We start from the raw sequence: 25,263 nt of genomic DNA on the forward strand, positions 1-25,263 counted from the left end.
TCATGCGATTTCCCGCTCTCGCTGCCGCCGCTGCGGCGCTCTTGACCCTCGTCAACCCGATGCAGGCCGGCGCGGAAGCCCCGCCGCCTGGGGCCAAGGTTTTCTTCGCCAATCTGAAGGATGGCGACACCGTCAAAAGCCCCTTCCTGATCCAGTTCGGAGCGGAGGGGGTCAAGGTGGTCAAGGCAGGCATCAATCTGCCGGGAGCCGGTCATCATCATCTGCTGATCGACCGGGAATTGACCGACGACGACAAGGGCTTCGCCATCCCCGCCGATGACAATCACCGCCATTTCGGCGGCGCGCAGACCGAGGTGGAGCTTTCCCTTCCGCCGGGTCAGTATACGCTGCAGCTTGTGTTCGGTAACGGCGACCATGTGCCGTACGACCCGATGCTGGCCTCCGAGAGAATCACCATCACCGTCGAGTAAAAGGTATCCATCCATGAGCGCGATCCAGACACTGCGCGACGGCGGATTCGCCGTCGGCACCATGATCATGACCGACAGCATGCTTTCCGCTGAAATCGCCGCCCGGTCCGGCTTCGATTTCCTGTGTCTCGACCGCCAGCACGGCCTGATCGATGACGCCCTGTTGTGGCGTCAGATCGCCGCCATCGGCGCCATCGGAAAGGCATCCCCCTGGGTCCGCGTGCCCTGGAACACCGCCGCCGATGCCATGCGCGCCCTGGACGGCGGCGCGACCGGCATCATCGCGCCGATGATCAACAATCGCGAAGAGGCCGAAGCGTTGGTTCGGGCCTGCCGCTATCCCCCGGCAGGCGAGCGCAGTTGGGGCCCGGTGCGCGCCGGCCTGGACGATGCCTTCGGCTATACGGAACAGGCAAACCCGTCGACCTTTGTCGCTGCGATGATCGAAACGAAGGACGGCTACGAGAATCTCGAGGATATCGCCGCGACGGAACATCTGGACGCGCTGTTTGTCGGCCCGAACGATCTGAGCCTCGCCCTCGGGCACTGGCAACCTGCCATGCCCACGGATGACGGGGTTGTCGCGGCGCTGAAACGCATAGCTGACGTCGCGGCCGCAAACGGCAAGATCGCCGGCATTCATTGCTCGGATGCGGCCATGGCGCGGACCATGCGGGAGTGGGGATATCGGTTCGTCACCATTGCCGCCGACATCGCTTTCCTGCGGCAGGCCGCCTCAGCGACGGTTGACGACGCCCGCAAATGAACGACGGGACTACCAGGCGGAAATCCGGTCTGAAGCTGCGGCAGGCCGCGACGGGGCTGTGGCGCGTAACCGGCCTTGTCTTCCTCGTCGCCTTCGGATGCTGGGCGGCCGGCATCGTGCTGCCGGTCCTGCATGTGACCGAACTGTTCGTGTTCGAAAATGACGTATCGCTGCTGGGCATCGTTCAGGGCCTGATCGCCGAGGGAGAGGTCTTCATTGGCGTGCTCGTCCTGCTGTTCACCCTCCTGCTGCCGCCGGCAAAGCTGCTGCTGGGGGCCGGGCTGTGGCACCTCTCCTCGGCCGGCGGCATGAGTGCGCGGCGCGGGGTCATGTGGCTGGACACGATCGGCAAGTGGGCCATGCTGGACGTCCTGATCCTGGCCCTTGTCATCGTAATGCTGAAATCCAACTGGATGGCCGATGCTCAGGCGGGAAGCGGGCTCTACTTCTTTGCGGCGTCGGCCATTCTATCCATGATCGCCGGGCATGGCCTCCGGCTCACAGTCCGCTCAGCGACCTAGAACGGCAGCCACGACCGAGGCGACGAGCAGGACCGCGAAGGCGAAATTCGCAATCCTTCCGGCCTTCGGGTCGCGCAGAACCTTCGACAAGGCGGCGCCGCAAAGCAGCCAGGTTCCGTTCGCAACGACGATCATGCAACTCAGCCCGCCGATCTTGGCCGCCGCGTCGGCGACCGGATCACCGGGTAGGAGGCTGTGCCCCGCATTGAGGGCGCCAAGGGCCGCGAAGGCCTTCGGATTTGCGATGGCGAGAATGAAGCCGCTGGGGAAGGATGGTGCGTCCCGCGGCCCCGATCCCGTCCCGGCGCTCAAGACCGGTGCCGTGGTAATGCGATAGGCCAGATAGAGTATGTAGACAGCGGCCAGGGTCGTGATCATCGGCGCCAGTCCCGGCACCGACAGAAGGGCCGCGGTCAGGCCGGAGGCAACGACGAGCAAGACGCTGAAGGTCCCCGCGACAATTCCGATATAGTACCGCAGTGCCCTGACAGGCCCGAAGGCCGCCCCCATCGCAGCGACGCTCAGCACCGCCGGGCCGGGGCTCATCATAAGCGGCACGGCGGACACCCATAACTGCAGCAGATCGGTTACCATCGGCAGTTCTCCTCGATTTCACGTCGAGGAGAGCATGCCTCGTCAGGCCGGTCTTGAACGTTCGTGCAAGATTACTGGGTTATCGTGACCACACCGCCGCTACTGGTCGACGTGCCGGTGGCACGCTCAGCCGTTCGGCCGGCAGGAGCCACCACGACATCCACCTCCACGCCGTATTCCAGCGGCAGGACGCGTACCGTGGCGAAGCGTTCCCCCTTCACATAGGTCAGCGACGTCCGGCGCGACCGCACGATGGCGGTTTCGATCCAGCCGTATTCCGGCATGTTTCGGCGCATGAATTCGACAACCTGAACCGGCTGATTGGCGTCGCCGATCATGACAACCTGCCCAGTCCAGGCCAGATCGTCGCCAACAATCACGGTATCGCCCAGCACGACCTGCGATCCGGGCGGAACCGGCAGATCCGGGATGGTCAGGACGTTAGGCGGCAACTCGCCTTCCGGCGCTACAGCGTTCGGATCATTGGGGGATACCGCCTGAACCCCCGCGGTTGGCCCACGCTGCACGGTTCCCCCCGTGCCGAGTCCGTTGACGCAGGACGTCAACAGCATCAGGCAGGCAGCAGAAGCGGCCAGCGTCGTCGTTCCAGTCCAGCGTAGTGTCTTCGCTTGCTTCATTTCGCCATCGTCTGTAGGCGCGGATCCACCGCGCACCTGCCCCACCGCCGCATAATTGGCGGCGATTCGGCCCGGATCGGCAATCCGTTTCCCGTCGGGAATGCTATTTTTTCGCCAGAATTCCGCGTGCGCGTTCCAGGTCGTCGGCCGTATCCACCCCCAACGGCACATCTTCCACCAACGCGACGTCGATCCGCATCCCGGCCTCCAGCGCCCGCAACTGCTCCAGCCGTTCGCGCTGCTCCAGGATTCCGGGCTTCATTCCGACAAAGCGTTTCAGGGCGTCGCGACGATAGGCATAAAGACCGATGTGATGATACATCGGACCTTCCCCCCAGGGTGCGGTCGCCCGGGTAAATGCCAGGGCGCGGGCGATGGCCTCCCGCCCCGGTGTCTGCGTCGCAAACCCGGCGAAGACCTTGACGACATTCGGGTTTGTCCGCTCTTCCTCCCGGGAAATCACCGCAGCAATGGTCGCGATGTCGACCGCGTCCGATCGTTCCAGCGGTGCCAGTGCCGCCCGAACGGATCGCGGATCCAGTGTCGGCAGGTCGCCTTGCACATTGATGATCGCGTCATAGCGCCCGTCCGGATCCAGCCGCCCCAGCGCCTCGTAAATTCGATCGGATCCGGAGGGATGACCGGGGTCGGTGGCAACGGCGGTATGACCGCTATCCCGCACCGCTGCCACGATTTCCGCATCGCCCGCCGCCACCGCAACGGGGCCGATATCGGCCTCCAGCGCGCGCTCAATGCAGTGAACGATCATCGGTTTTCCCGCGATATCGGCCAATGGCTTGTTCGGCAGACGTGTCGATGCCAGGCGCGCGGGGATCAGCACGATCGGGGTGAGCGTCATGGAAACCTTTCCAATGCAAGGGTTTAGGCACGGGGCGCCGGGGTTCGGTGCGACCTCGCGCCGCGAACCGGTAGCGTTGATTATCGGACCGGGACAGGATATATCGCAGGGCAGAGTTGGCAATCGGGTCGCGCCGATGCGGGGGGATGGCATTTGGTACGTGCATTATCCTACCTGTTTTCCAGTCGCGGACCCTCAGGAACACAGATTCGGCGATTGGCCGGCACGGACCGGTACAGCCTCGGGGATGAGCAATGAAGAACGATCCGCTTCTCATCAATAAAGTCGCCGCTGCGGTGCTGGTGGCTGGCCTGCTGGCCATGGTGTCGAACGACCTGTCGGGCGCCCTGTTCCACACTGAAAGCGAACAGGCGATTGAAGAGCAGGCCTTTGTCATCGCCGAACCGGCCGATGAAGGAACCGCAACCGCCATGGCCGACACGAGCCAGGAGCCGGCCGGGCCGGCGGACATCGTTCCGATGCTGGCCAGTGCTGATATCGCAAGCGGCGAGAAGGTCGCAAAGAAGTGCGGCTCCTGCCACAGCTTCGACCAGGGCGGCCCACACAAGGTCGGCCCGAACCTGTATGACATTGTCAATGCCTCGATCGGCGGCAAGGACTTCAACTATTCCGACGCGATGAGCAGCCATGGCGGCGCCTGGGACTACGTTGCGCTGAACGAATTCCTGTATGATCCGAAAGGCTGGATGGACGGCACGAAGATGAGCTTCAAGGGGATCAGCAAAGACCAGGATCGCGCGGACCTGATCGCCTATCTGCGGTCACTGAGCGCCAATCCGGCCCCGCTGCCGTAACAGTCGCAGCACCGGTACAGATTACCGACGGGCGGCGGGGCATCTCGCCGCCCGTTTCGTATCGACCCCGACGCTTCATGGAGCCAAGGATGACGGACGCAACCGACACATGCCCCCAGGAATGGATCGACCTTGCCCATCGGCTGGCGGATATCGCGCGACCGATTGCGCGACAGTACTTCCGCACATCCCTGTCAGTCGTATCCAAACAGGATGACAGTCCCGTCACTATTGCCGACCGGTCCATCGAAGCGGCGATGCGGGAAGAAATCGAGAGAACCTTCCCCGATCACGGCATCCTGGGGGAGGAACATGGAACGGTGCGCCTCGACGCCGAGGCCGTCTGGGTCCTGGATCCGATCGATGGCACCAAGGCCTTCATTACCGGCATGCCCAGCTTCGGTACGTTGATCGCCTGCTGCGTCGGTGGCCGCCCCATTCTGGGGGTCATTGACCAGCCAATTCAGGAAGAACGCTGGCTGGGCGCCGCCGGTCGGGTCAGCACCTGTAACGGAACCGAAATCACTGTATCCGGCCGCGAGACGCTGGCCGATTCCGTTCTTTATGCGACAGGCCCGGAAATGTTTGTCGGCACACCGGAGGAGGCGCGGTTCGCGCGGCTGCGCGACGCCATGCGGTTCACACGCTACAGCGGCGACTGCTACGCCTATGGCCTGCTGGCATCCGGCTATGTCGACCTCGTCGTCGAGGCGCAGTTGCAGCCCTATGACTATTGCGCCCTGGCCCCGGTCGTCGAAGGGGCCGGCGGCGTGATCGCCGACTGGAACGGCGCCCCGCTGACCCTGAATTCGGACGGCCGGGTCGTGGCCGCGGCCAGTCCAGCCCTGCACCGCGCCGCGCTGCAACGACTGAACTCCTGACGCGGCAACGGTTGCTCTTTCGTGCCGAAAGCCCAACTGTAGTGGACGATTGAGCTTCACACATCGGGAGAGACGCGACACATGACGCGCCGCCTTGCTGCCACGCTTGCCGCAACCGCCCTGACCGTCACCTTTGCCCTGCATTGGGACGCCCCGCCCGCCGCCGCGCAGGAGACCATCCGCTCCCATGGTTGGGCGATCAGTGAAAAGCTCAAATACCCGCCGGACTTCCCCCATTTCGACTATGTGAACCCGGAAGCACCGAAGGGCGGGACCATCACATTCGGCGCCGGCGGCACCTTTGATTCGCTGAACCCATACATCATCAAGGGAACTTCCGCCGTGGCGCGGCTTGGCGTCGGCGGCGCCATTGCCGAAACCGCGCTCTATGACACGCTGATGGCATCCAACCTGGATGAACCGAACAGCGAGTACGGGCTGCTGGCCGAATGGATCGAGGTCGATTCCGACGCGAACGGCATCTTCACCGCCATCCGCTTTCATCTGCGCGAGGCGGCACGGTTCCATGATGGGGAGCCGGTTCGGGCCGATGATGTCGTCTGGACCTTCAACACGCTGGTCGAACAGGGCGCGCCGCAGTATCGATTCTATTACGGCAACGTCGACGAGGTGGTTGCCATCGACGACCGAACCGTCGAGTTCCGCCTGATCGAGGGCGAAAACCGGGAGATGCCGAATATTCTGGGCCAGCTTCCCGTCCTGCCCAAACATTACTGGGCGGAACGTGATTTCAACGCGACGACACTGGACCCGCCGCTGGGGGGCGGTCCCTACCGGATCACCGACGTCAATGCCGGGCAGTCCATCACCATCGAACGCGTGAAGGACTACTGGGCGCAGGACCTGCCCGTGAATGTCGGCCAGAACAATTACGACCGTATCCGCTACATCTTCTTCCGGGACCGGGTGGTTATGCTGGAAGCGCTGAAGGCCGGCGATATCGACTTCCGGGCAGAGAACTCTGCCAAGAACTGGGCGACCGCCTATGACGTGCCGGCGGTCAAGGACGGGCGCATAATCCAGAAGGAGTTCGCACACGAACGCGGCACGGGGATGCAGGCCTTCGTAATGAACACCCGCCGGGAGATCTTCCAGGACGTGACGGTGCGTGAGGCCATGACCTATCTCTGGGACTTCGAATGGGTCAACAAGACGATCATGTTCGACGCCTATACACGAACCGACAGCTACTACGAAAATTCCGAGCTGGAGGCGACCGGTCTGCCTGGCGAGAAGGAACTGGCGGTGCTGGAGCCTCTGCGCGACCAAGTTCCCGACCGGGTCTTTACCCAGGATTATGAGCCCCCCCGAACGGACGGATCGGGCAACAGCCGCGAAACCCTGAAGACGGCACTCGAGCTGCTGCAGCAGGCCGGCTGGACCATCAACAGCGATCGAAAACTGGTACATGCCGAAACCGGGAAGCCCTTCGCCTTCGAGGTCCTGCTCTATTCCGATCTGCTGGTACCGCATACCCAGGCGCTGAAACGCGGTGTGGAGCGTCTGGGCGGGTCCGTGGAACTGCGCGTTGTCGACGCTGCCCAGTATCAGAACCGACTGCAGACCTACGATTACGACATGATCGTGTCCGGCTGGCCGCAATCCCTGTCACCGGGGAACGAGCAGCGGGAATTCTTCGGGTCCGACGCCGCCGGTCGCGACGGCGGTCGTAACACCGCTGGCGTCCGGAATCCTGCAATCGATATCCTGATCGAGAACCTGATCGCGTCGCCCGACCGCGAAACGCTGATTGCCCGGACACGGGCCCTGGACAGGGTACTGCTGTGGAACTTCTACGCCATTCCGATGTTCCATTCCAAAACCGACCGCTTCGCCTTCTGGAATCGTTTCGGGTACCCTGAGCCTCCGCCGATGATGGGCACAAATCCGACTATCTGGTGGATTGATCCGGTGCTGGATGCAGATTTGCAGCGCAGAGGCCGCAACTGAGCCGTAACGGGACCGCGTAACGGAGTGTCGGGAGCCAAATGTACGCGTACATACTCAGACGCCTGCTGCTGATCATTCCGACCATGTTCTTCATCATGGTCGTCAACTTCGTGGTCATTCAGGCCGCACCCGGCGGACCGATCGATCAGATCATCGCCGACCTTCAGGGCAATGTGCCGGGTGCGCTGCAGCGGGTCTCCGGGTCGGCGGGCGATCCCGGCACGGACTCCAGCGGCTCCCGCGCATCCCGGGGATTGCCGCCCGAATTCCTGGCCGAACTGGAACAGCAGTTCGGGTTCGACAAGCCGGCCCATGAACGCTTCCTCATGATGATGGGCGACTATCTGACCTTCGATTTCGGCGAATCCTATTTCACGGACCGCGCCGTCATCGACCTGATCAAGGACAAGCTGCCGGTTTCGATCTCGCTGGGTCTGTGGACCACGGTGATCACCTATCTGGTCGCGATCCCTCTGGGCATCCGCAAGGCGGTCCGGGAGGGCAGCCGGTTCGACGTCTGGACATCCGGGGTTCTGTTCGCCGGCTATGCGACCCCCAATTTCCTGTTCGCGGTTCTGCTGATCATTCTCTTCGCCGGCGGTCAGTTCCTGGACTGGTTCCCCCTGCGCGGTCTCGTATCCGAGAATTTCGACCAGATGTCGCTTTGGGAGAAGGTCGTCGACTATTTCTGGCATCTCGCCCTGCCATTGACGGCGCTGATCGTCGGGGCCTTCACGACCCTGACGATGCTGACTAAGAATTCATTCCTGGATGAAATCAACAAGCAGTATGTCGTCACCGCCCGCCAGAAAGGGCTGGGCGAAAGGCAGGTGTTGTACGGCCATGTGTTCCGAAACGCGATGCTGATCGTCATCGCCGGCTTCCCCAGCGCCTTCATCTCGATCCTTTTCACTTCCTCGCTCTTTGTCGAGGTGATCTTCTCCCTCGACGGGCTGGGGGCTCTGGGATTCGAGGCAGCCCTGAACCGCGATTATCCGGTCATGTTCGCGACCCTCTATATCTTCACGCTGCTGGGCCTCGTCATGGGGCTGATCGGGGATCTGATGTATGTCGCCGTCGACCCCCGGATCGATTTCGAGGCGCGGGAGGGTTAGGAAATGACCGCGCCCACCGAACGTACGCATACGCACTCGGAGTACCAGTTCCTGGGCATGGCGGTGACGCCGATCACCCGGCGGCGCATCGACCGGTTTCGCGGCAATCCCCGCGCCTACTGGTCGCTGGTGATCTTTCTGGTCCTGTTCTTCCTGTCGCTGTTTGCCGAGCTGATCGCCAACGACAAGCCGATCCTGGTTCACTATGACGGGAAGTTCTATTTTCCCGTCGTGGAAAGCGTACCGGAAACAGAGTATGGCGGGTTCTTCCCGTCCGAGGCCGTCTACAGCGACCCCGCGGTGCAGGACCTGATCCGCGAAAAGGGCTGGTTCCTGATGCCGCCAATTCCCTATGGCAACAACACGCCCGCCTACGACCTGGACCGTGCCGCCCCGACCCCGCCCGACGCCAACCACTGGCTGGGCACCGACGATGAGGCCAGGGATGTGGTCGCGCGTCTGATCTACGGCTTCCGCATCTCCGTCCTGTTCGGCCTGGCGCTGACCCTGGTCAGTTCCGTTATCGGCGTCGCAATCGGGCTGATACAGGGCTATTTCGGTGGGCTGATCGACCTGATCGGCCAGCGGGGGATCGAGATCTGGACCAGTCTGCCGACACTCTACATTCTGATCATCCTGGCCTCCATCGTGCAGCCGAATTTCTGGTGGCTGCTGTTCCTGATGATGTTCTTCTCCTGGCCGGCGCTGGTCGGGCTGGTCCGGGCCGAAACATTGCGGGCGCGCAATTTCGACTATGTGCGGGCCTCCAGGGCGCTGGGAGTCGGCAACGCGACGATCATGCGCCGCCACGTCCTGCCCAACGCCATGGTGGCGACGATCACTTTCCTGCCCTTCATCACCACCGGCTCGGTCACGACGCTGACCGGGCTGGACTTCCTGGGGTTTGGCCTGCCGCCCGGCTCGGCCTCGCTGGGCGAACTGATGAAACAGGGCAAGGAGAACCTGCAGGCCCCCTGGCTCGCCTTGACCGGCTTCTTCACAATCGGGATCATGCTGACCCTGCTGGTCTTCATCGGCGAGGGCGTGCGTGATGCCTTCGACCCCAGAAAGAGCGTGACCTGACTTGTCCGATACTCCCGCCAAAGATGCCCCGATCCTGACCGTCGACGATCTGTCGGTCTCCTTCAACCTGCCCGGCGGTCCGGTCGAGGCGGTGAAGCATGTCGGCTTTTCCATCGCCCGCGGCGAGACCCTGGCCCTTGTCGGGGAAAGCGGATCCGGCAAGTCCGTGACCGCCCTGTCGATCCTGCAGTTGCTGCCCTATCCGACGGCCTCGCACCCCAACGGCTCCATCCGGTATGAAGGACAAGAGCTTGTCGGCGCCAAGGAGGCCGCCCTGCGCAAGGTACGCGGCAACGATATCGCGATGATCTTTCAGGAGCCGATGACCAGCCTGAACCCGCTTCATACGGTGGAAAAGCAGGTCGCGGAGGCGCTGGTCATCCACAAGGGGATGAGCCGAAGCGAGGCGCGCCCCCGGGTGCTGGACCTGTTGTCCAAGGTCGGCATCCGCGACGCGGAGAGCCGCCTGAACGCCTATCCGCACGAGCTGTCCGGTGGCCAGCGTCAGCGGGTCATGATCGCCATGGCGTTGGCCAACGAGCCGGACCTGTTGATCGCGGACGAGCCGACGACCGCCTTGGACGTTACCATCCAGGCCCAGATCCTGAAGCTGTTGCAGGACCTGCAGCGGGAAACCGGCATGGCGATGCTGTTCATCACCCACGATCTGGGGATCGTGAGACGCTTCGCCGACCGGGTTTGTGTCATGCAGAATGGCAGGATTGTAGAATCCGGACGCACGACGGAAATCTTCGACAATCCGGGGCACGAATATACGCGGGCTCTGCTGGCGGCCCAGCCCAGCGGCCGCAAGGAACCGGTACCGGACGGCGCGCCGCTGATCATGAAGGGCGACGGGGTGAAAGTCTGGTTCCCGATCAAGAAGGGGTTGCTGCGCCGGACGGTCGATCACATTCGCGCGGTGGATGGGATCGACGTTACCATCCGCGAAGGCCAGACCGTCGGCGTGGTCGGAGAGAGCGGCTCCGGCAAGACCACTCTGGCCATGGCGCTGCTGCGTCTGATCGGATCCCAGGGCGGAATCGCGTTTGAGGACACGCCAATCACCGGATTGAGCGGCAAGAAGCTGCGCAGTTTGCGGCGCCGGATGCAGGTCGTCTTCCAGGACCCCTACGGCAGCCTGAGCCCGCGCATGTCAGTCGGCGAGATCGTCGCTGAAGGCCTAGAGGTGCACAAGATCGGCGACAATGCGGAGGAACGTGACCGCATGGTGGTCGACGTCCTGCGGGAGGTCGGCCTGGATCCGGAAAGCCGCCACCGCTATCCGCATGAATTTTCCGGCGGCCAGCGTCAACGTATCGCCATCGCCCGAGCGCTGATCCTGAAACCGCGTTTCGTCGTGCTGGACGAGCCGACCTCCGCGCTGGACATGTCGGTTCAGGCGCAGATCGTCGACCTTCTGCGCGATCTGCAGAAGAAGCACAAGCTGGCCTATCTGTTCATCAGTCACGACCTGAAGGTCGTACGCGCCATGGCCGATACGGTGATCGTCATGCGCGACGGCAAGGTTGTGGAGACCGGGCCCGCCGAGCAGATCTTCGAGACCCCATCCGATCCCTATACCAGGGCGCTGCTGGCCGCCGCCCTCGACCTCAAGGCAGACGAGAGCGGCGTCGTGGCGATGTAAGAGGCCGGAAGAACCCGCCGCTCAGCTCAGCGTGACGGCGGTACCGTTGGCGACGACCATCAGCATGCCGTTTTCCTTGCCCAGGACTTCATAATCCAGATCGACGGCGACCACGGCATCGGCGCCCAGATCCTGGGCCTGACGCTCCAGATCCTCCAGCGCTGCTTCCTTCGCGTCCCGCAGAACCTTCTCATAGGAGCCGGAGCGGCCGCCGACGATGTCCCGCACGCTTGCGAAGAGGTCGCGGAAGATGTTTGCCCCAATGATCGCCTCGCCGCTGACAATACCCTTATAGCCAGTGATCTGGCGGCCTTCGACGGAATCGGTTGTGGTGACGATCATGGTGGGACGCTCCCTTCAATGTGTGTTACAGCGAACGCCAACCTATCTGGATAGGGTGACAAAATGAACCGAAAAGCCGCCCTCGGCTGGTGTCTTTACGATTGGGCGAATTCCGCCTTTCCGACGCTGATCTCCACCTTTGTCTTCGCGACCTACTTCACCCAGGCGGTTGCGGAAAACCCGGACAAGGGGGCGTCCCAATGGGGCTATGCGACCTCGGCCGCGGCACTGGCCATTGCGGTCCTGGCCCCGGTCCTGGGCGCGATCGCGGACCGGGCGGGACGGCGCAAGCCCTGGCTGTTGGCGCTGACCCTTCTGGGTGCCGTCACGACGGCGGCGCTGTGGACGGCGACGCCGGAGCCTTCGGCCGTGGTCTCGGCCCTCGCCCTGATGGCGGTGGCGACCGTCTGTTTCGAACTGGGCATGGTGTTCTACAATGCCATGTTGCCCGACATCGCCCCGGACCACATGACCGGCAGGATCTCCGGCTGGGGCTGGGGGCTCGGCTATGCCGGCGGCCTCACAGCGCTGGTTCTGAGCCTCGTGCTGTTCGTGCAGCCGGACCCGGCGCTGTTCGGTCTGAACAAGGAAACCAGCGAGCATATCCGCGCAATTCCGGTCCTTGCCGGGGTCTGGATGGCGATCTTCGCCCTGCCGATCTTTCTGTGGACGCCGGACCGACCCGGCAATGCCGCCATCGGCTACGGCGATGCCGTGAAGCAGGGGCTGCAGACACTTTGGCGAACCCTGCGGACGATCCGACAATATGGCACGGTTCTGCGTTTCCTGATTGCCCGCATGTTCTATATCGACGGGCTGAACACATTGTTCGCATTCGGCGGCATCTTTGCGGCCGCGGCCTTCGGCATGACCGGCGAGGAGGTATTGCTGTTCGGCATTTCGCTGAACGTCACCGCCGGGATCGGTGCGGCGGCCTTTGCCTTCCTGGACGATCGCTGGGGGCCGAAACCGGTTATCGCGATTTCCGTCGGGGCCATCGCGCTGATCGGGTTGGGCATGCTGGTCGTTGAAGACAAGACGGTATTCTGGGCGCTTGGCCTCGGTATCGGCCTGTTTCTGGGTCCGTCCCAGGCGGCCAGCCGGTCGCTGATGGCGCGCATCGCACCGCCGGAACTGCGCACCGAGTTCTTCGGTCTCTACGCCCTGTCCGGCAAGGCAACGGCCTTCCTCGGCCCGGCCCTGCTGGCCTTCGTCATTGATCAGACGGCCAGCCAGCGCCTCGGCATGGCGACCATTCTGCCTTTCCTGGCGGTTGGGCTGCTGTTGCTCTGGGGCGTGAAAGTCAGACGGCCCTAATCGAGGCCCAGGACATCGCGCATCGTGTAGAGGCCGAAGGGCTGCTTGCGGGCCCAGCGGGCGGCACGGACGGCCCCGGCGGCGAAGATCTTGCGGTCGCTGGCCTTGTGACCGATCTCGATCCGCTCCCCGTCTCCGGCAAAGATCACCGTGTGTTCACCGACGACATCCCCGCCGCGCAAAGTGGCATAGCCGATCTTGCCGGCCGGGCGGGCTCCGGTATGGCCCTCGCGGGACAGGACAGCCGCCTCCTCATGGGCGACGTCGCGCCCCTTCGCCGCCGCCTTGCCCAGCCCCAGCGCCGTACCGGACGGGGCGTCGACCTTGTGGCGGTGATGCATCTCCACAATCTCGATATCGTAGTCGTCGCCCAGCACCGCCGCGACCTTCTCCGTCAGGGCCAGCAGCAGGTTGACCCCCACGGACATGTTCGGGGCATAAACCACCTGACAGTGCCGGGCAGCCAGTTCCAGCGCGGCCTCGTCATCCTTTGTCATGCCGGTCGTGCCAACGATATGGGCCGCATTCGCCTGCGCGCAGAGGCGGGCATGCTCCACCGTGGCATCCGGCGTCGTGAAATCGATCACCGCATGGGCACGGGCAATGACCGGGGCCGGATCGTCTTCAATATGCACGCCCAGCGATTTCACACCGGCAATCGCGCCGACATCCTCCCCGATATGCGCGGCGCGCTCCCGGCCGGTCGCACCGGAAACCCGGCAGCCGTCAGTCATCGTGACCTCCCGGACGAGCATCTGCCCCATCCGGCCGGCAGCCCCCATGATCGCGATGTTGAGCGTGTAATCCGACATTCACTGCCCCTGTTACCTACTGTCATACCCGTTCGTTTAGACGGAATAGGCGCGCCGGGGTCAAGCGAAGTTTCCGACACGGAAAACGGAAATCAGCCAATCACCGACGGCCGAAACCGCCTGCCGTGCCCGAGACCGATCCAGCACCAACATCCAGATCTCACGCTCGGCCACCGGCGGGCCAGTTACGGAAATGCCCTTCAGTCCGGGCGCCAGCCCCTGGGGCAACAACGTCCTGCCGAGCCCCGCCTGGACCGCCGCGATGGCCGTCTCGATATCCGCGACCCGCAACCCGCCCCCGGACAATTCGGCATGTTCCTCGATCCAGGCCGCCTGGGGCAGATGACGCGCCGACTCGTCATAGGAAATCCACGGAAGGCTTTCACCCTTCGGCTGGGATGACTGACAGGGAACGAAGGCGACCCGCCCGACCCGCCGCGTGAGGGCTCGGGAATCCGTCTCGGGTCGGGCGAAGCGCAATGCGATATCCACTTCCCGTCGGGCTAGGCTGAGGTTTTGGGAATCGGGCAGCAGCGATAGCGCGATTTCCGGGCAAGCCTTTCCAAAGGCGGGAAGTTCCGGAATCAGCACGCGATTGATCAACCAGGGAACGGCGGTCACTCGCACCGTTCCCCGCGGGCCTGCGGCAGACCCGGATCGAAGCGCAGTCTCCACCGTGTCTTCCATGTCGGCTGCGCGCTGCAGGATCTCGACACCCCGATCGGTCGGATGACAGCGTCCATCGGCACGGTTGAAGACAGGATAGCCTAAAGTCTCCTCCGCTGCGGCAAGGCGGCGGGCGACAGTGGTCTGGTCGACCTTCAGCCGGCGCGCCGCCCCGGATAGCGTTCCGGCCCGCGCCACGGCCAGGAGAAATCGGAAATGATCCCAGTTCATCAGGTCTTCCTGCATTTTTGCAGATTATTTTCGCAATGTTGCGGATTTATGCGAGCCGATGCAACGGTCACACTCGTCCCGGCAATGCATGCAGGGAGGCAGGACCATGAAATTCGCCGTTCTCTTTACCGACAATCCGGAACACGCCGATGCCCGCGAGCGGCTGATGCCGGATCATTTGACCTTTCTTGAACGTCATGCCGATCAAATCGACGCGGCAGGTCCCTTGAGTGAGAACGGGGACCCGGCGGGGGGCCTCTGGATCGTCGAGGCGGAAAGCCTGGACGCTGCCACGGCACTGGTCGAAGCGGATCCGTTCTGGCCCACCGGCTTGCGGAAAGCAGTCCGAATTCTTGCCTGGCGGCAGGTCTTTTCCGATGGTCGGCGGTGTCTCTGACGCATCGATCCCCCTGCGGCAACAAGGGGTTTGTTCCTTGCGGCGCGGCGCGGTAGAAGCGCGCGTCACATGCCGCAGAATCGAAAGGACATGCCGCTATGCTGCAACAGGAACCGTTGCCCGAGGACATCGCCGGATCCAAGGTCCTGCTTCTCGAAGGCATATCGGAAAAGGCGGTCCGGCATTTCGAAAGTCTCGGCTTCCGCCATGTCGTGCGGGAAACCAAGGCATTGCAGGGCGACGATCTGGTCGCGGCACTGAAAGACGTGCGGATTCTGGGCATCCGGTCGCGCAGTCAGGTTGACGATGCGATCCTGGCCCGTGCCGAAATGCTGCGGGTCGTCGGCTGCTTTTCGGTCGGCACCAACCAGATCGACCTCGACGCGGCCCAACGCCGTGGCATCCCGGTCTTCAACGCGCCCTTCTCGAACACGCGCAGCGTCGCGGAACTGACGATCGCGGAAGCGGTGATGCTGTTGCGCAGGACATTTGCCCGGTCCAGTGCCGCCCATGCCGGCCGCTGGGACAAATCAGCGGCAGGCAGCTACGAATTGCGGGGCAAGACGCTGGGTATCGTCGGATACGGCAATATCGGCAGCCAGCTTGCCGTATTGGCGGAAGCCATGGGCATGCGCGTCGTCTATTTCGATCACACCGACAAGCTGCGTCACGGAAATGTCGAACCGATCGAAAGCCTGGACGTCCTGCTGTCCACTGCGGACATTGTCAGCCTGCACGTACCGGAAACGCCGCAGACCAGGAACATGATCGGCGCGGCGGAAATCGCGAAGATGAAGAAGGGCGCCTATCTGATCAACAATGCGCGCGGCACGGTTGTCGATTTGGATGCGCTGGCCGGTGCCCTGCGCGACGGTCACCTGGCCGGTGCCGCCGTCGATGTCTTTCCGGTCGAACCGAAATCCAACGCCGATGAGTTCGAATCCCCGCTGCGCGGCCTGGAGAACGTCATTCTGACCCCGCATGTCGGTGGCTCCACCCTGGAGGCGCAAGAACGGATCGGTGACGAGGTCGCCCGCAAACTGTCGGAATATGCCAACAACGGATCGACCGTCGGCGCAGTGAATTTCCCGCAGGTGCAACTGCCGCCGCGGACCGATGTCACGCGCTTCATTCAGGTGCAGCGCAATCTTCCGGGCGAACTGCGAAAGCTGAACGACATCTTCGCAGACCGTCAGGTCAACATCGCCGCGCAGCACTATCAGACCCAGGGCGAGATCGGTTATGTCGTGCTGGATGCCGAGGGAACGGTGGAGGACGCCGATTCCATCGTCGCGGATATCAAGACACTGCCCGGAACGCTGCGTGCCCGCGTGCTGCGCTGACCCTTGCGCAGAAATACATACAGAAAGAAAAAGCCCCACATCACCTTCGATACGGGGCTTTTCTCATGATGTGTCTTGCCGAAATCAGTCGGCGGTAATTGACAGCTCCTGCTGAGCGGGTGCCTCCGCAACAGCCGCAGGCGCTTCCCCACCGGCATCGGCGCTTTCCGCGGCCGGCGCGTCGGCATCGGCCGAACGGCTGCGACGACCGCGCCCGCGGCCACCACCGTTGCTGCCGCCACCATTGCTGCTGCTATTGCTGCTGGACCGGCGACCGCGCCCACGGCCGGAACCGCCGCCATTGTTGCCGCCGCTATTGCTGCTGTCGTTCCCGGAACTCGAATCGGCGGACGCAGCGGTATCTTCGCTGTTATCCGTATCGTCGTTGCTGTCCGTATCCGGCTGACTTTCGTTCGCCGGATCGGCCTGCTGCTGACGCGCCTGCCGGTCATTGTTGCCGTCGTTCAGGATCCGGTAATAGTGCTCCGCGTGCTGAAGCATGTTCTCCGCCATGACCCGATCACCGGAACCCTGCGCATCGCGGGCCAGCTGAATGTATTTCTCGTAGACCTGGGTCGCGTTACCGCGAATTCGAATGCCGGGGCCATTGGAATCGAAATTCTGGCGGGACGGATTGCTACGACGGGCGTTGTTGCGGTGCCGCCCGCGGTTTTGCTTCTGATTGTTCACGCGTTACCTCTTGAGGTCCGATTGCGTCATGCGAGGGGACGATAATGTCCGTGTCATCGCGGCGCCCGATCAATATCGGGTCGATTCGTCTTCGCGCTCGCGGAAGGTCGGACCCGCACAGCCTCAGCGATGAAACGTCCCTCCGGGGTCCGACGTCCCGCAAAGTAGCCCGTGGTCGCGCCCAATCCAAGCATTTTTTATGGTATTGCCTGCAAACTGCCCCAATTTCCGGGCTTTGCGGCAAGATGACACTGCCATTCCCAGACATTGGGCACAGGTGCTTTACCGATCCGGAACGAGTGCGGCCAGCGAACGGGACTCACGCCTCCCAGGGGGGCGTTTCGCCATAGCTGCCGGCCAGATGGTCGACGAAGGCGCGAATCTTCGGGGACAGGTTCTTTCGGTCGGAATAGACCGCGAGGATCGACGACCCCTCGTAGGAATAACCCGGCAGAACCCGGACCAGACGGCCGGATTTCAGGTCGGGGCCAACCAGGTAAGTGGACAGGCGCGCGATACCGAGGCCGGACAGGGCAGCGTGATAGACCGCATCCGCGCTGTTGACCTCCAGATTGCCGCGAACCTTCAGGACCTTCGGCCCGTCCGGCGTGTCGAAGCGCCAGTCGTTCCAGCGCGACACCGTGGTCAACGTCAGGCAATTGTGCCGCATCAGATCTTCCGGCGATTCCGGCATGCCGTAGCGGTTGATATAGTCCGGTGAGGCGCAGCAGACGCGCCGGTTCGTTGCCAGCTTGCGCGCAACCAGCGTGTCGTCATCGATCTGTTCGGTGAAGCGGATCGCCACGTCGATCTGTTCCGCCACGAGGTCGAGCGGCCGATCGCTGAGTTCCAGCACCACCCGGACGTCGGGATTGTCCCGCATGAATTCAGGTAGATGCGGCAGAAGTTGGGTCTTGCCGAAGGCGACGGTCGAGGCGACGCGCAACGTGCCCTGCGGGTGATCGCCAAGCGACACCATCGCGGCCTCCGCCTCCGCAACCTTCTCGGCAATCTCGACGCACCGGCGGTAGAAGGACTCGCCTTCTTCGGTCAAGGACATGCGCCGGGTGGATCGGTGCAGGAGGCGCACGCCCAGCCGGTCTTCCAACTGCCCGATCTGCTTGCTGATCGCGGAAGGGGTCAGCCCCTCCCGGCGAGCGGCAGCGGAAAATCCGCCCTCCTCCACGACTTTCGCGAACAGCAGCATCTGCGGCGCGAGGTCCATGCCTTCCCTCCTGCCATTTGTTCCTCAGACTAACAGGGCATTGGAGTCTTTAGCCCCTTCATCTTTCCGCATTCACATATCATCTTGTTGTGCAACGCAACATGAATTTTGTGCGACGCAACACGGCGCACGCATCAAGGAGACCCATCATGACTGCTTTCAATGCCGAACGCGACATCCGTGCCCTCGACTATGAAGAAGTGCGCGCCTACATCGCCGAGGGCCGCCGCCAGCAGGGCGCCGCCATCCGTTCGATGACCGCCGCCGCGGGCCGCGGCCTGTACCGACTGGTACGCAACGCGGTACACGCTGTGCGCCACGCCCTGCATCTCGACGGTAACGGGCACGCCAACCCGGCGCGCTGATCCCGCTATCCGGTGCCGCGCGACAGGGTGAGTGTCGACCACCCGTCGCGCCGGCGCCGACGGATCAGCCTGAGCCCCTGCATGCGGTAGGGACCGAGAACCATCGCCTCCTGTTCGGTCAGCAACCCGGACAAGATAAGCCGGCCCCCCGGCGACAAGGCGCGCGAAACGTCCCGCGCCAGCAGCATCAGCGGCCGCGCCAGAATATTCGCAACAATCAGATCATAAGGCCCCTGCCGTCGGATGGCCGGGTGATTCATGCCCGTTGCCACGGCGAGGCGTAGCTGCGGCGGGGGCGTCCCGTTCAGGCGCGCATTGACCTGCGCCACCCGGACCGCTTCAGGGTCGATGTCGCTGCCGACCACACGCCGCGCCATGTTCTGCCGGCAGATGGCCATGGCCAGAATGGCCGTGCCGCATCCGAGATCCAGGGCTGACCCCGCGCGGAACCCCTCTCGCGCGAGGCGGTCGATTTCCATCAGGCAGCCCCAGGTCGTCGCGTGGGTGCCGGTCCCGAAGGCGGTTCCGGCATTGACCGTCAACGGGATCGACCCCGAAGGAATCGGGCCGTCGTGAAACTCCTGATGAACGAAGAAACGCCCCGCGACGATGGGCGGGAAACTCTTCTGGTTCTCGGCGACCCAGTCGATATCGGGCAGCGGCGCCACGATAGGATCCGGATTCGGAACCCCCGCCTGCTCCGCGGCCTGCGCCAGCTTCGGTGCCAGTTCCGTCATCGGCGGCAGGCCGTCCGTGTAAAACTCCAACGACCAGTCCGGGCCGCCCTCCCATTCAAAGGCGGCGGTCCCGAGACTGTATGGCTCGACGGCGTCCTGAAACGGAGGCACAGACGCCTCCCCCGGCAGGATCAGAATGGTCTTGTAAACTGGCATGGCGAAGACTTAGCCCCAGCCGCCCCGCCCGGCAAGCAGGCTGGAACGTCTGGTTGCCTCAGGTAGGGGATGGGCTGAACCGCGCCCCAAGGGCCTTCACGTAGAACCCCAGATAGCCGCGAATACTGGCCATGCCGTCGATCGGGGTTTCGTAACTCCATGCGCCGGGATCCACCACATCGCCCCCCGGAAGAGTGATCGTCCAATGACTGGCATCCCCCTTGAACGGGCAGTGCGTAACCTTTTCCGCCGGGGCGAGAAGAGAGGGGTCGACGGCATCCCTCGGCAGATAGTAGACCGGCGGATAATCAGCCTCTCGCAGGATCAGCGCGGAGTCGGAACGGGCCAGAACAGTCTCCCCGACCGACAGGGTGACCGTGCCCGGCGCCGCTTCGACCGTGATCGGGTGATTCGGTGTCCCCGCGCGTTCCAGAATTTCGGCCGGCATGGCCCTACCCCTTCAGACGTTCGGCGTGCCAGGCGATATGGTCGCCGATGAAACTGGCGACAAAGTAATAGCTGTGATCATAGCCGGGCTGCATCCGCAGGGTCAGGGACGCACCGGCCTTGGCGCAGGCGTCCTCGAACAGGCCGGGACGCAACTGTTCCTCCAGGAAATTGTCGGCGTCCCCCTGGTCGACCAGAATATCGCCCTGCCAGCCCCGGCTCTGGATCAGGGAACAGGCATCGTGCTCCAGCCAGGCGGCCTGATCGTCGCCGAGATAGCGCCCCAGCGCCTTGTGGCCCCATGGGACCTGCGCAGGCGCAACGATGGGGGAGAAGGCGGACACGGATCGGAACCGTTCCGGATGGCGCAGGGCCAGGGTGAGCGCCCCGTGCCCCCCCATCGAATGACCGGAAATCCCGCGAATGTTCGATGCGCCGTCCACCGTCGATTCAACGAGGCTGGGCAGTTCGTCGACGACGTAGTCATACATCCGGTAGTGCTTGGACCAGGGTTGCTGCGTCGCGTTGACATAGAAGCCCGCGCCCTTGCCGAAATCATACTCGTCGGCCGCATCCGGCACGTCGTCACCGCGCGGACTGGTATCCGGACAGACGATCATGACACCATTTTCGGCGGCCCAGCGCTGAGCGCCCGCCTTGGTCACGAAATTCTCCCACGTGCAGGTCAGGCCGGACAGCCAGTACAGGACGGGGAAGGGTCCATTCCCCGCCGGGCGGAATACCGCAAACTCCATCCGTGTCCCGGTCGCGCTGCTGTCATGCGCATGGACCGTCTGCACCCCGCCGAAGCACTTCCATTCGTTCAAAGCCTCAAGTGTCATCGCCAAACCTTGCATTTCAAAACCGGGGGGACGTTGACAGTGAAATTGCATATTCGCAAGCGGGCAAGACTACGAGCGACATCAAGGCTAGATTTCCGGCAGTGACGTTCGTTGAGGTAGCAAGAGCAGAGGCAATCGATGAGACCATTGTTTCAAAAGTTTTGCGGGTTCTCGGCATTCTTGGTGGCGATTGGGGGCGTCGCTTCCGATAAACAAATGCTGGCTGCCGACAGTTTTGAACCGCATCGACTCGCACAAGAATCGGCCGTCATTCGAGACGACCTAGCCGAAAATGAATATATCTACTTTGTGTGGGTCACCCCTCCAACGATCAACCCAAACGTCGAGGGTTCCGCGTTACTGAAACAGTTCCTTCGACAGTTCAACGTGGTCGGGTTCAATCACATCAGGCTGACTGAAGCAGAAGGTATTGCGATCGTTCGCGCCGAGTCGCCAAAATTTCGAACTGCCGAAGGAAAACCAGTTGAAGCTTTTGTCGAGGCCGAAATGCCGCCAAATCTGCTTGAGAAGGTAAAGCTTATTCGCAGTACCTTCGCCAACAACCTCCCTGAAGTCGGACCTTCGATGCGCTGGTTTTGGTTCAAGGACCGTGACCTAGATTCGTGTGCCGAAGGCGGCATTTCAATCACGTATCTTGATCGAACTTATGTTTTCGAAGCACCTATGCCAGGATGTTAAGTGCGGTCGACTTTTAGGACGCGGTCGGCAAATCCAGGCTTGATTCCGCGTTCCTGCCTCCGAATTTGGCAAGCGTGCGTTTAGCCATCTCGGGAAGATCTTCGCGTTGCGCCGAATCAATGGCGGCAAGCAAGGTAGATTCCGCCTTAAGGCAAAGTTCCCGAAGAGGTGCTTCCCGGTCGCCGACGACCCGGGCAACGACGTCGGACCAGAATTCGCCGGCCAAGCGCTGTTCATCGGGACCCGAATCAGCGGGGGGCAGTTCACCCCTGTCCCGTACAACCGCGCTCAACGCTTCTATGATTTCGTCCCGCTCCGCAGCCCGATTTTCGAGCGCCGCCTTCATTGGGCCGTCCCTCAACCTTTCCGCAGAATCAATGAGGACCTGGCGACAGTCTCGTGCCGCGACGATCACGTCGTTCAAGGCAGCAATTTCAGGCGGCAGCAGCAGGCTCATAGTCCGAATCCGTTTGGCCGTTCGTAGTCCGCGCGCGGCGGGGCCAGCACCTTCAGGCGGCCGGGCATTACGGATACCCGCGCCGGGGTTCTTTCCACGATATCGCCGTCCACATTGATTTTCTTTGGCTTGCGTGACCGAATTTCGATCTCGCGGGCGGTCGCGGTAAAGGCCTCGCCGTGCTGACGAAGGGTGCCGCGCCAGAGCGACGGGAGCAAGCGGAACCAGTCGGTCGTCCGCCGCGCCGCAAGATAGTAGAGGCGCAGATTTCCATCATCGGGCCGCGCTTCCTCATCCAGGGTGAGGCCACCGCCATAGTGACGTCCGCATCCGACCCCCAGCAGGGAACATACAACGCGCCGTTCCTCATCCCCGATGGTGAGTTGAAGCCGCAACGGGCGGTGCCGCCGCCAGGCCTCCATCCAGCGCATCGGATAGGCAAACCGGCCGAGCAGTTTCTTCGCGCCGTCTTCGTGCAGATCCGCAACCTCGACGCTGATCCCCAGACTGGCGACGTTCAGGAACGGCCTGTCGTTCAAAAGCCCGATATCGACCTCCCGGACATGACCCTTTGCGACGATCTCCGCCGCCTGATCGGGATCCTGGGGAATCGACAGCGCACGGGCAAAATCGTTGGCCGTCCCCAGAGGCAGGACGCCCAACGGCTCCGGGCGCTCCAGAAGGGCGGGCAACATGCCGCTCAATGTCCCATCCCCGCCCCCGACAAGGATAGCGTCGGTCTCCGGCAGGTCACGGACCGTCCTGAGCGCCTCCTCCTGAGAGCCGGTCTTGTGCAGTTCGACGGAGATGCCGCGCGCCTCGACGGCGGCAATGAACTCCGACGCTCGGGCCTCGGCGGACCGCGCCTTCGCATTTACGAAACAGGCGGCCCGCCGAAGTTCGGTCATGGGCTAGGCGTCCCCCGGGGCCGATCAGTCGTACAGCACGACCGAGCGGATGCTTTCGCCCGCATGCATCAGGTCGAAGGCGTTGTTGATGTCGTTCAGCGGCATGGTGTGCGTGATCATCGGGTCGATCTCGATCTTGCCGTCCATATACCAGTCGACGATCTTCGGCACGTCGGTGCGACCGCGCGCGCCGCCGAAGGCCGTGCCGCGCCAGGACCGACCGGTGACCAGCTGGAACGGACGGGTGGAGATTTCCTGACCCGCACCCGCGACGCCGATGATGATGCTTTCGCCCCATCCCTTATGGGCGCATTCCAGCGCCTGGCGCATCAGGGTCGTGTTTCCGACGCATTCGAAGCTGTAATCCGCGCCGCCGCCGGTCAGGTCGACCAGATAGGGGACCAGGTCGCCCTCGACCTCCTTGGGATTGACGAAATGGGTCATGCCGAAGCGCTCGGCCATTTCCTTCTTCGACGGGTTGATGTCGACGCCGACGATCATGTTCGCACCGGCCAGCCGCGCGCCCTGAAGCACGTTGAGGCCGATGCCGCCCAGACCGAAGACGACGACGTTTGAACCCGGCTCCACCTTCGCGGTGTTGATCACCGCGCCGATCCCGGTGGTCACGCCGCAGCCGATATAGCAGATCTTCTCGAACGGGGCGTCCTGGCGCACCTTGGCCAGCGCGATTTCCGGCAGGACCGTGTGATTGGAGAAGGTCGACGTGCCCATATAGTGCAGGATCTTCTCGCCATTGATCGAGAAGCGCGAGGTACCGTCCGGCATCACGCCCTGGCCCTGGGTCGACCGGATTGCCTGACACAGATTGGTCTTCGGATTCAGGCAATAGTCGCATTCGCGGCATTCCGGGGTGTAGAGCGGAATGACGTGATCGCCTTTCTTGAGACTGCGCACGCCGGGGCCGACATCGACGACCACGCCCGCGCCTTCATGCCCCAGGATAGCGGGGAACGCACCTTCCGGATCGGCGCCGCTGAGCGTGAATTCGTCCGTGTGACAAACGCCGGTCGCCTTGATCTCGACCAGCACTTCGCCTTCTTTCGGACCTTCGAGGTCGACTTCCTCGATCGACAAGGGTTTTCCGGCCTGGAAGGCGACGGCGGCGCGGGTTTTCATCTCGTTAAACTCCCCGGTAGGACGTTTGATTTTCGGTTTCGGGGAGACTGCCAGCCGGTCGGAATCCGTGCAAGGCAAAGCTGTCTCTTGGCGGCGGGCGAAGTCCTTGGCAAGTTATCGGCCATGACCGATCCGTTGAGCATATTCTGGCACCCCGCCGTGTTGGACCACGATACCGGGAATGGGGTTCTGGAAGCCGAACCGGTGCCCGATCTGGGCATAGCCGAGGCACATCCCGAAAACGCAGAACGCGTACGCAACATCAAGACCGTGCTGGAGCGCGGGCCGCTGTCGGACCGGGTTCAGTGGGCTGCCGGGCGCCTCGCCACGCGGGAGGAATTGGAACGGTTCCACACGCCGGGTCATCTCGACCGGGTGCAGTCCTTCGATGCGACCGGCGGGCGGATGACGACGACGACGGTCTTCGGCAAGGGCAGCTGGACACCGACATTGGCGGCGGCAGGCACCACGGTGGCGGCAATGGAGCATGTCCTGGCCGGCAAAGGTGCCGCCTATGCCCTGGTCCGGCCGCCGGGGCACCATGCCGCGCGCGACCGGGTCGACGGATACTGCTTCGTCAACAATATCGGCGTGGCGATCGAACATGCGATCGCAAAGGGCGTGACGAAATGTGCGGTAATCGACTGGGACGTCCATCACGGCAACGGAACCCAGGCCGGGTTCTACGACCGACCGGACGTGCTGACCCTCTCGCTGCACATGAACCACGGCGCCTGGGAGGGGGACGCCCATCCGGAAACCGGTGCAACGGACGAGATCGGTACCGGCGCGGGTGAGGGCTACAACATCAACATCCCGCTGCGCCTCGGCCTGGGCGATGCAGCCTATCGCAAGGCCTTCGACGATCTGGTGATCCCCGCCGTGCGGGCCTATGCGCCCGAATTGATCGTCGTCGCCGCGGGGCAGGACGGCAACCAGTTCGACCCGAACGGCCGGATGTGCCTGACCATGGCGGGCTATCACTGGATGGGCGCGCGTGTCAGGGAACTGGTTGCGGAACTGTGCCCGGGCCGTCTGCTGGCCGTACAGGAAGGCGGTTACGCCCGCACCTACACGGCCTATTGCACCCATGCCGCACTCAGCGGCCTGATCGGCGCGGATATCGGCATCGACGACCCGCTGGCCTATCTGCCGGATGACGGTCGTTAG

At 63.1% G+C, this 25,263-nt stretch carries 29 protein-coding genes; 15 read left to right on the top strand and 14 right to left on the bottom strand.

The window, feature by feature from the left end; genetic code table 11:
* Positions 1-2: 2 nt before the first annotated feature.
* The 3 genes from R8L07_05265 to R8L07_05275 are packed head-to-tail and all read left to right on the top strand — an operon-like array spanning position 3 to position 1,718.
* On the top strand, positions 3-431 hold the full coding sequence (locus tag R8L07_05265) for a DUF4399 domain-containing protein (GenBank protein MDW3204933.1): 429 nt from the start codon (positions 3-5) through the stop codon (positions 429-431).
* Positions 432-444: 13 nt separating this feature from the next.
* Positions 445-1,197, top strand: coding sequence for an aldolase/citrate lyase family protein (locus tag R8L07_05270; protein MDW3204934.1), 753 nt, complete (start codon positions 445-447; stop codon positions 1,195-1,197).
* Positions 1,194-1,718: a paraquat-inducible protein A gene (locus R8L07_05275; protein ID MDW3204935.1), complete on the top strand. Its 525-nt coding sequence runs from the start codon at positions 1,194-1,196 to the stop codon at positions 1,716-1,718. Before R8L07_05270 ends, R8L07_05275 begins: the two co-directional genes overlap by 4 nt.
* Here R8L07_05275 and R8L07_05280 read toward each other — a convergent pair.
* The 3 genes from R8L07_05280 to R8L07_05290 form a co-directional block, all read right to left on the bottom strand.
* Complete coding sequence (locus R8L07_05280; protein MDW3204936.1) at positions 1,707-2,312, bottom strand: LysE family transporter; 606 nt, start codon at positions 2,310-2,312, stop codon at positions 1,707-1,709. The two genes, R8L07_05275 and R8L07_05280, sit on opposite strands and share 12 nt — an antisense overlap.
* A 71-nt stretch (positions 2,313-2,383) precedes the next feature.
* On the bottom strand, positions 2,384-2,950 hold the full coding sequence (locus R8L07_05285) for a hypothetical protein (GenBank protein ID MDW3204937.1): 567 nt from the start codon (positions 2,948-2,950) through the stop codon (positions 2,384-2,386).
* A 103-nt stretch (positions 2,951-3,053) separates the two neighbouring features.
* The gene (locus R8L07_05290) at positions 3,054-3,809 is read right to left on the bottom strand and encodes a 3-deoxy-manno-octulosonate cytidylyltransferase (GenBank protein ID MDW3204938.1); all 756 of its coding nucleotides are present in this window, start codon (positions 3,807-3,809) and stop codon (positions 3,054-3,056) included.
* A gap of 254 nt (positions 3,810-4,063) precedes the next feature.
* On the opposite strand from R8L07_05290, the gene R8L07_05295 reads away from it, so the two are divergent.
* The 6 genes from R8L07_05295 to R8L07_05320 all read left to right on the top strand — a co-directional run bounded on the left by R8L07_05295 (position 4,064) and on the right by R8L07_05320 (position 11,322).
* Positions 4,064-4,624 (top strand): cytochrome c family protein, encoded by a 561-nt coding sequence (locus R8L07_05295; GenBank protein ID MDW3204939.1) that lies wholly within the window; start codon positions 4,064-4,066, stop codon positions 4,622-4,624.
* An 89-nt stretch (positions 4,625-4,713) separates the two neighbouring features.
* Positions 4,714-5,505: a histidinol-phosphatase gene (gene hisN, locus R8L07_05300; GenBank protein MDW3204940.1), complete on the top strand. Its 792-nt coding sequence runs from the start codon at positions 4,714-4,716 to the stop codon at positions 5,503-5,505.
* 81 nt (positions 5,506-5,586) lie between these two features.
* Positions 5,587-7,476: an extracellular solute-binding protein gene (locus R8L07_05305; GenBank protein MDW3204941.1), complete on the top strand. Its 1,890-nt coding sequence runs from the start codon at positions 5,587-5,589 to the stop codon at positions 7,474-7,476.
* A 38-nt stretch (positions 7,477-7,514) separates the two neighbouring features.
* Positions 7,515-8,591, top strand: coding sequence for a microcin C ABC transporter permease YejB (locus tag R8L07_05310; GenBank protein ID MDW3204942.1), 1,077 nt, complete (start codon positions 7,515-7,517; stop codon positions 8,589-8,591).
* A 3-nt stretch (positions 8,592-8,594) separates the two neighbouring features.
* The gene (locus R8L07_05315) at positions 8,595-9,674 is read left to right on the top strand and encodes an ABC transporter permease (protein ID MDW3204943.1); all 1,080 of its coding nucleotides are present in this window, start codon (positions 8,595-8,597) and stop codon (positions 9,672-9,674) included.
* Between the two features lies 1 nt (position 9,675).
* Entirely contained in the window at positions 9,676-11,322 is a 1,647-nt protein-coding gene (locus R8L07_05320; GenBank protein ID MDW3204944.1) for an ABC transporter ATP-binding protein, read from the top strand.
* A 21-nt stretch (positions 11,323-11,343) separates the two neighbouring features.
* Here R8L07_05320 and R8L07_05325 read toward each other — a convergent pair whose 3' ends face one another.
* On the bottom strand, positions 11,344-11,664 hold the full coding sequence (locus tag R8L07_05325) for a heavy metal-binding domain-containing protein (protein ID MDW3204945.1): 321 nt from the start codon (positions 11,662-11,664) through the stop codon (positions 11,344-11,346).
* Between the two features lie 63 nt (positions 11,665-11,727).
* On the opposite strand from R8L07_05325, the gene R8L07_05330 reads away from it, so the two are divergent.
* The gene (locus tag R8L07_05330; GenBank protein MDW3204946.1) at positions 11,728-12,981 is read left to right on the top strand and encodes an MFS transporter; all 1,254 of its coding nucleotides are present in this window, start codon (positions 11,728-11,730) and stop codon (positions 12,979-12,981) included.
* Here R8L07_05330 and dapB read toward each other — a convergent pair.
* Together dapB and R8L07_05340 are read right to left on the bottom strand one after the other, a co-directional pair.
* Positions 12,978-13,793 (bottom strand): 4-hydroxy-tetrahydrodipicolinate reductase, encoded by an 816-nt coding sequence (gene dapB / locus R8L07_05335; GenBank protein MDW3204947.1) that lies wholly within the window; start codon positions 13,791-13,793, stop codon positions 12,978-12,980. The two genes, R8L07_05330 and dapB, sit on opposite strands and share 4 nt — an antisense overlap.
* A 60-nt stretch (positions 13,794-13,853) precedes the next feature.
* Complete coding sequence (locus R8L07_05340) at positions 13,854-14,690, bottom strand: LysR family transcriptional regulator (GenBank protein ID MDW3204948.1); 837 nt, start codon at positions 14,688-14,690, stop codon at positions 13,854-13,856.
* A gap of 106 nt (positions 14,691-14,796) precedes the next feature.
* On the opposite strand from R8L07_05340, the gene R8L07_05345 reads away from it, so the two are divergent.
* Together R8L07_05345 and serA are read left to right on the top strand one after the other, a co-directional pair.
* Positions 14,797-15,087 carry a YciI family protein gene (locus R8L07_05345; GenBank protein MDW3204949.1) on the top strand — a complete coding sequence of 97 codons (291 nt, stop codon included), beginning with the start codon at positions 14,797-14,799 and terminating at the stop codon, positions 15,085-15,087.
* Between the two features lie 98 nt (positions 15,088-15,185).
* Entirely contained in the window at positions 15,186-16,430 is a 1,245-nt protein-coding gene (gene serA, locus R8L07_05350; GenBank protein MDW3204950.1) for a phosphoglycerate dehydrogenase, read from the top strand.
* Positions 16,431-16,514: 84 nt separating this feature from the next.
* Here the strand turns inward: serA and R8L07_05355 are convergent, their stop codons facing one another.
* Both R8L07_05355 and R8L07_05360 read right to left on the bottom strand, forming a co-directional pair.
* Positions 16,515-17,120 carry a DUF4167 domain-containing protein gene (locus R8L07_05355; GenBank protein MDW3204951.1) on the bottom strand — a complete coding sequence of 202 codons (606 nt, stop codon included), beginning with the start codon at positions 17,118-17,120 and terminating at the stop codon, positions 16,515-16,517.
* A gap of 319 nt (positions 17,121-17,439) precedes the next feature.
* Positions 17,440-18,345 (bottom strand): LysR family transcriptional regulator, encoded by a 906-nt coding sequence (locus R8L07_05360; GenBank protein MDW3204952.1) that lies wholly within the window; start codon positions 18,343-18,345, stop codon positions 17,440-17,442.
* A 149-nt stretch (positions 18,346-18,494) separates the two neighbouring features.
* On the opposite strand from R8L07_05360, the gene R8L07_05365 reads away from it, so the two are divergent.
* Complete coding sequence (locus tag R8L07_05365) at positions 18,495-18,710, top strand: hypothetical protein (protein MDW3204953.1); 216 nt, start codon at positions 18,495-18,497, stop codon at positions 18,708-18,710.
* 5 nt (positions 18,711-18,715) lie between these two features.
* Here R8L07_05365 and R8L07_05370 read toward each other — a convergent pair whose 3' ends face one another.
* From R8L07_05370 to fghA, 3 genes are read right to left on the bottom strand one after another with little or no spacing between them, the layout of a single operon-like run.
* Positions 18,716-19,603, bottom strand: coding sequence for a 50S ribosomal protein L11 methyltransferase (locus tag R8L07_05370; protein ID MDW3204954.1), 888 nt, complete (start codon positions 19,601-19,603; stop codon positions 18,716-18,718).
* Between the two features lie 58 nt (positions 19,604-19,661).
* Positions 19,662-20,051, bottom strand: a complete 390-nt coding sequence (locus R8L07_05375) for a DUF427 domain-containing protein (GenBank protein ID MDW3204955.1) — start codon at positions 20,049-20,051, stop codon at positions 19,662-19,664.
* A 4-nt stretch (positions 20,052-20,055) separates the two neighbouring features.
* Positions 20,056-20,892 (bottom strand): S-formylglutathione hydrolase, encoded by an 837-nt coding sequence (fghA, locus tag R8L07_05380; protein MDW3204956.1) that lies wholly within the window; start codon positions 20,890-20,892, stop codon positions 20,056-20,058.
* A gap of 138 nt (positions 20,893-21,030) precedes the next feature.
* On the opposite strand from fghA, the gene R8L07_05385 reads away from it, so the two are divergent.
* Positions 21,031-21,591, top strand: coding sequence for a hypothetical protein (locus tag R8L07_05385; protein MDW3204957.1), 561 nt, complete (start codon positions 21,031-21,033; stop codon positions 21,589-21,591).
* 13 nt (positions 21,592-21,604) lie between these two features.
* Here R8L07_05385 and R8L07_05390 read toward each other — a convergent pair whose 3' ends face one another.
* From R8L07_05390 to R8L07_05400, 3 genes are read right to left on the bottom strand one after another with little or no spacing between them, the layout of a single operon-like run.
* Positions 21,605-22,048 (bottom strand): hypothetical protein, encoded by a 444-nt coding sequence (locus R8L07_05390; GenBank protein ID MDW3204958.1) that lies wholly within the window; start codon positions 22,046-22,048, stop codon positions 21,605-21,607.
* Positions 22,045-22,956 carry a lipid kinase gene (locus R8L07_05395; GenBank protein ID MDW3204959.1) on the bottom strand — a complete coding sequence of 304 codons (912 nt, stop codon included), beginning with the start codon at positions 22,954-22,956 and terminating at the stop codon, positions 22,045-22,047. Before R8L07_05395 ends, R8L07_05390 begins: the two co-directional genes overlap by 4 nt.
* A 24-nt stretch (positions 22,957-22,980) precedes the next feature.
* The gene (locus R8L07_05400) at positions 22,981-24,093 is read right to left on the bottom strand and encodes an S-(hydroxymethyl)glutathione dehydrogenase/class III alcohol dehydrogenase (protein ID MDW3204960.1); all 1,113 of its coding nucleotides are present in this window, start codon (positions 24,091-24,093) and stop codon (positions 22,981-22,983) included.
* Positions 24,094-24,216: 123 nt separating this feature from the next.
* On the opposite strand from R8L07_05400, the gene R8L07_05405 reads away from it, so the two are divergent.
* Positions 24,217-25,263 (top strand): class II histone deacetylase, encoded by a 1,047-nt coding sequence (locus R8L07_05405; GenBank protein ID MDW3204961.1) that lies wholly within the window; start codon positions 24,217-24,219, stop codon positions 25,261-25,263.

The organism is Alphaproteobacteria bacterium (genome assembly GCA_033344895.1).
In the GTDB taxonomy this organism is placed as follows: Bacteria; Pseudomonadota; Alphaproteobacteria; order UBA8366; family Aestuariispiraceae; genus Pacificispira.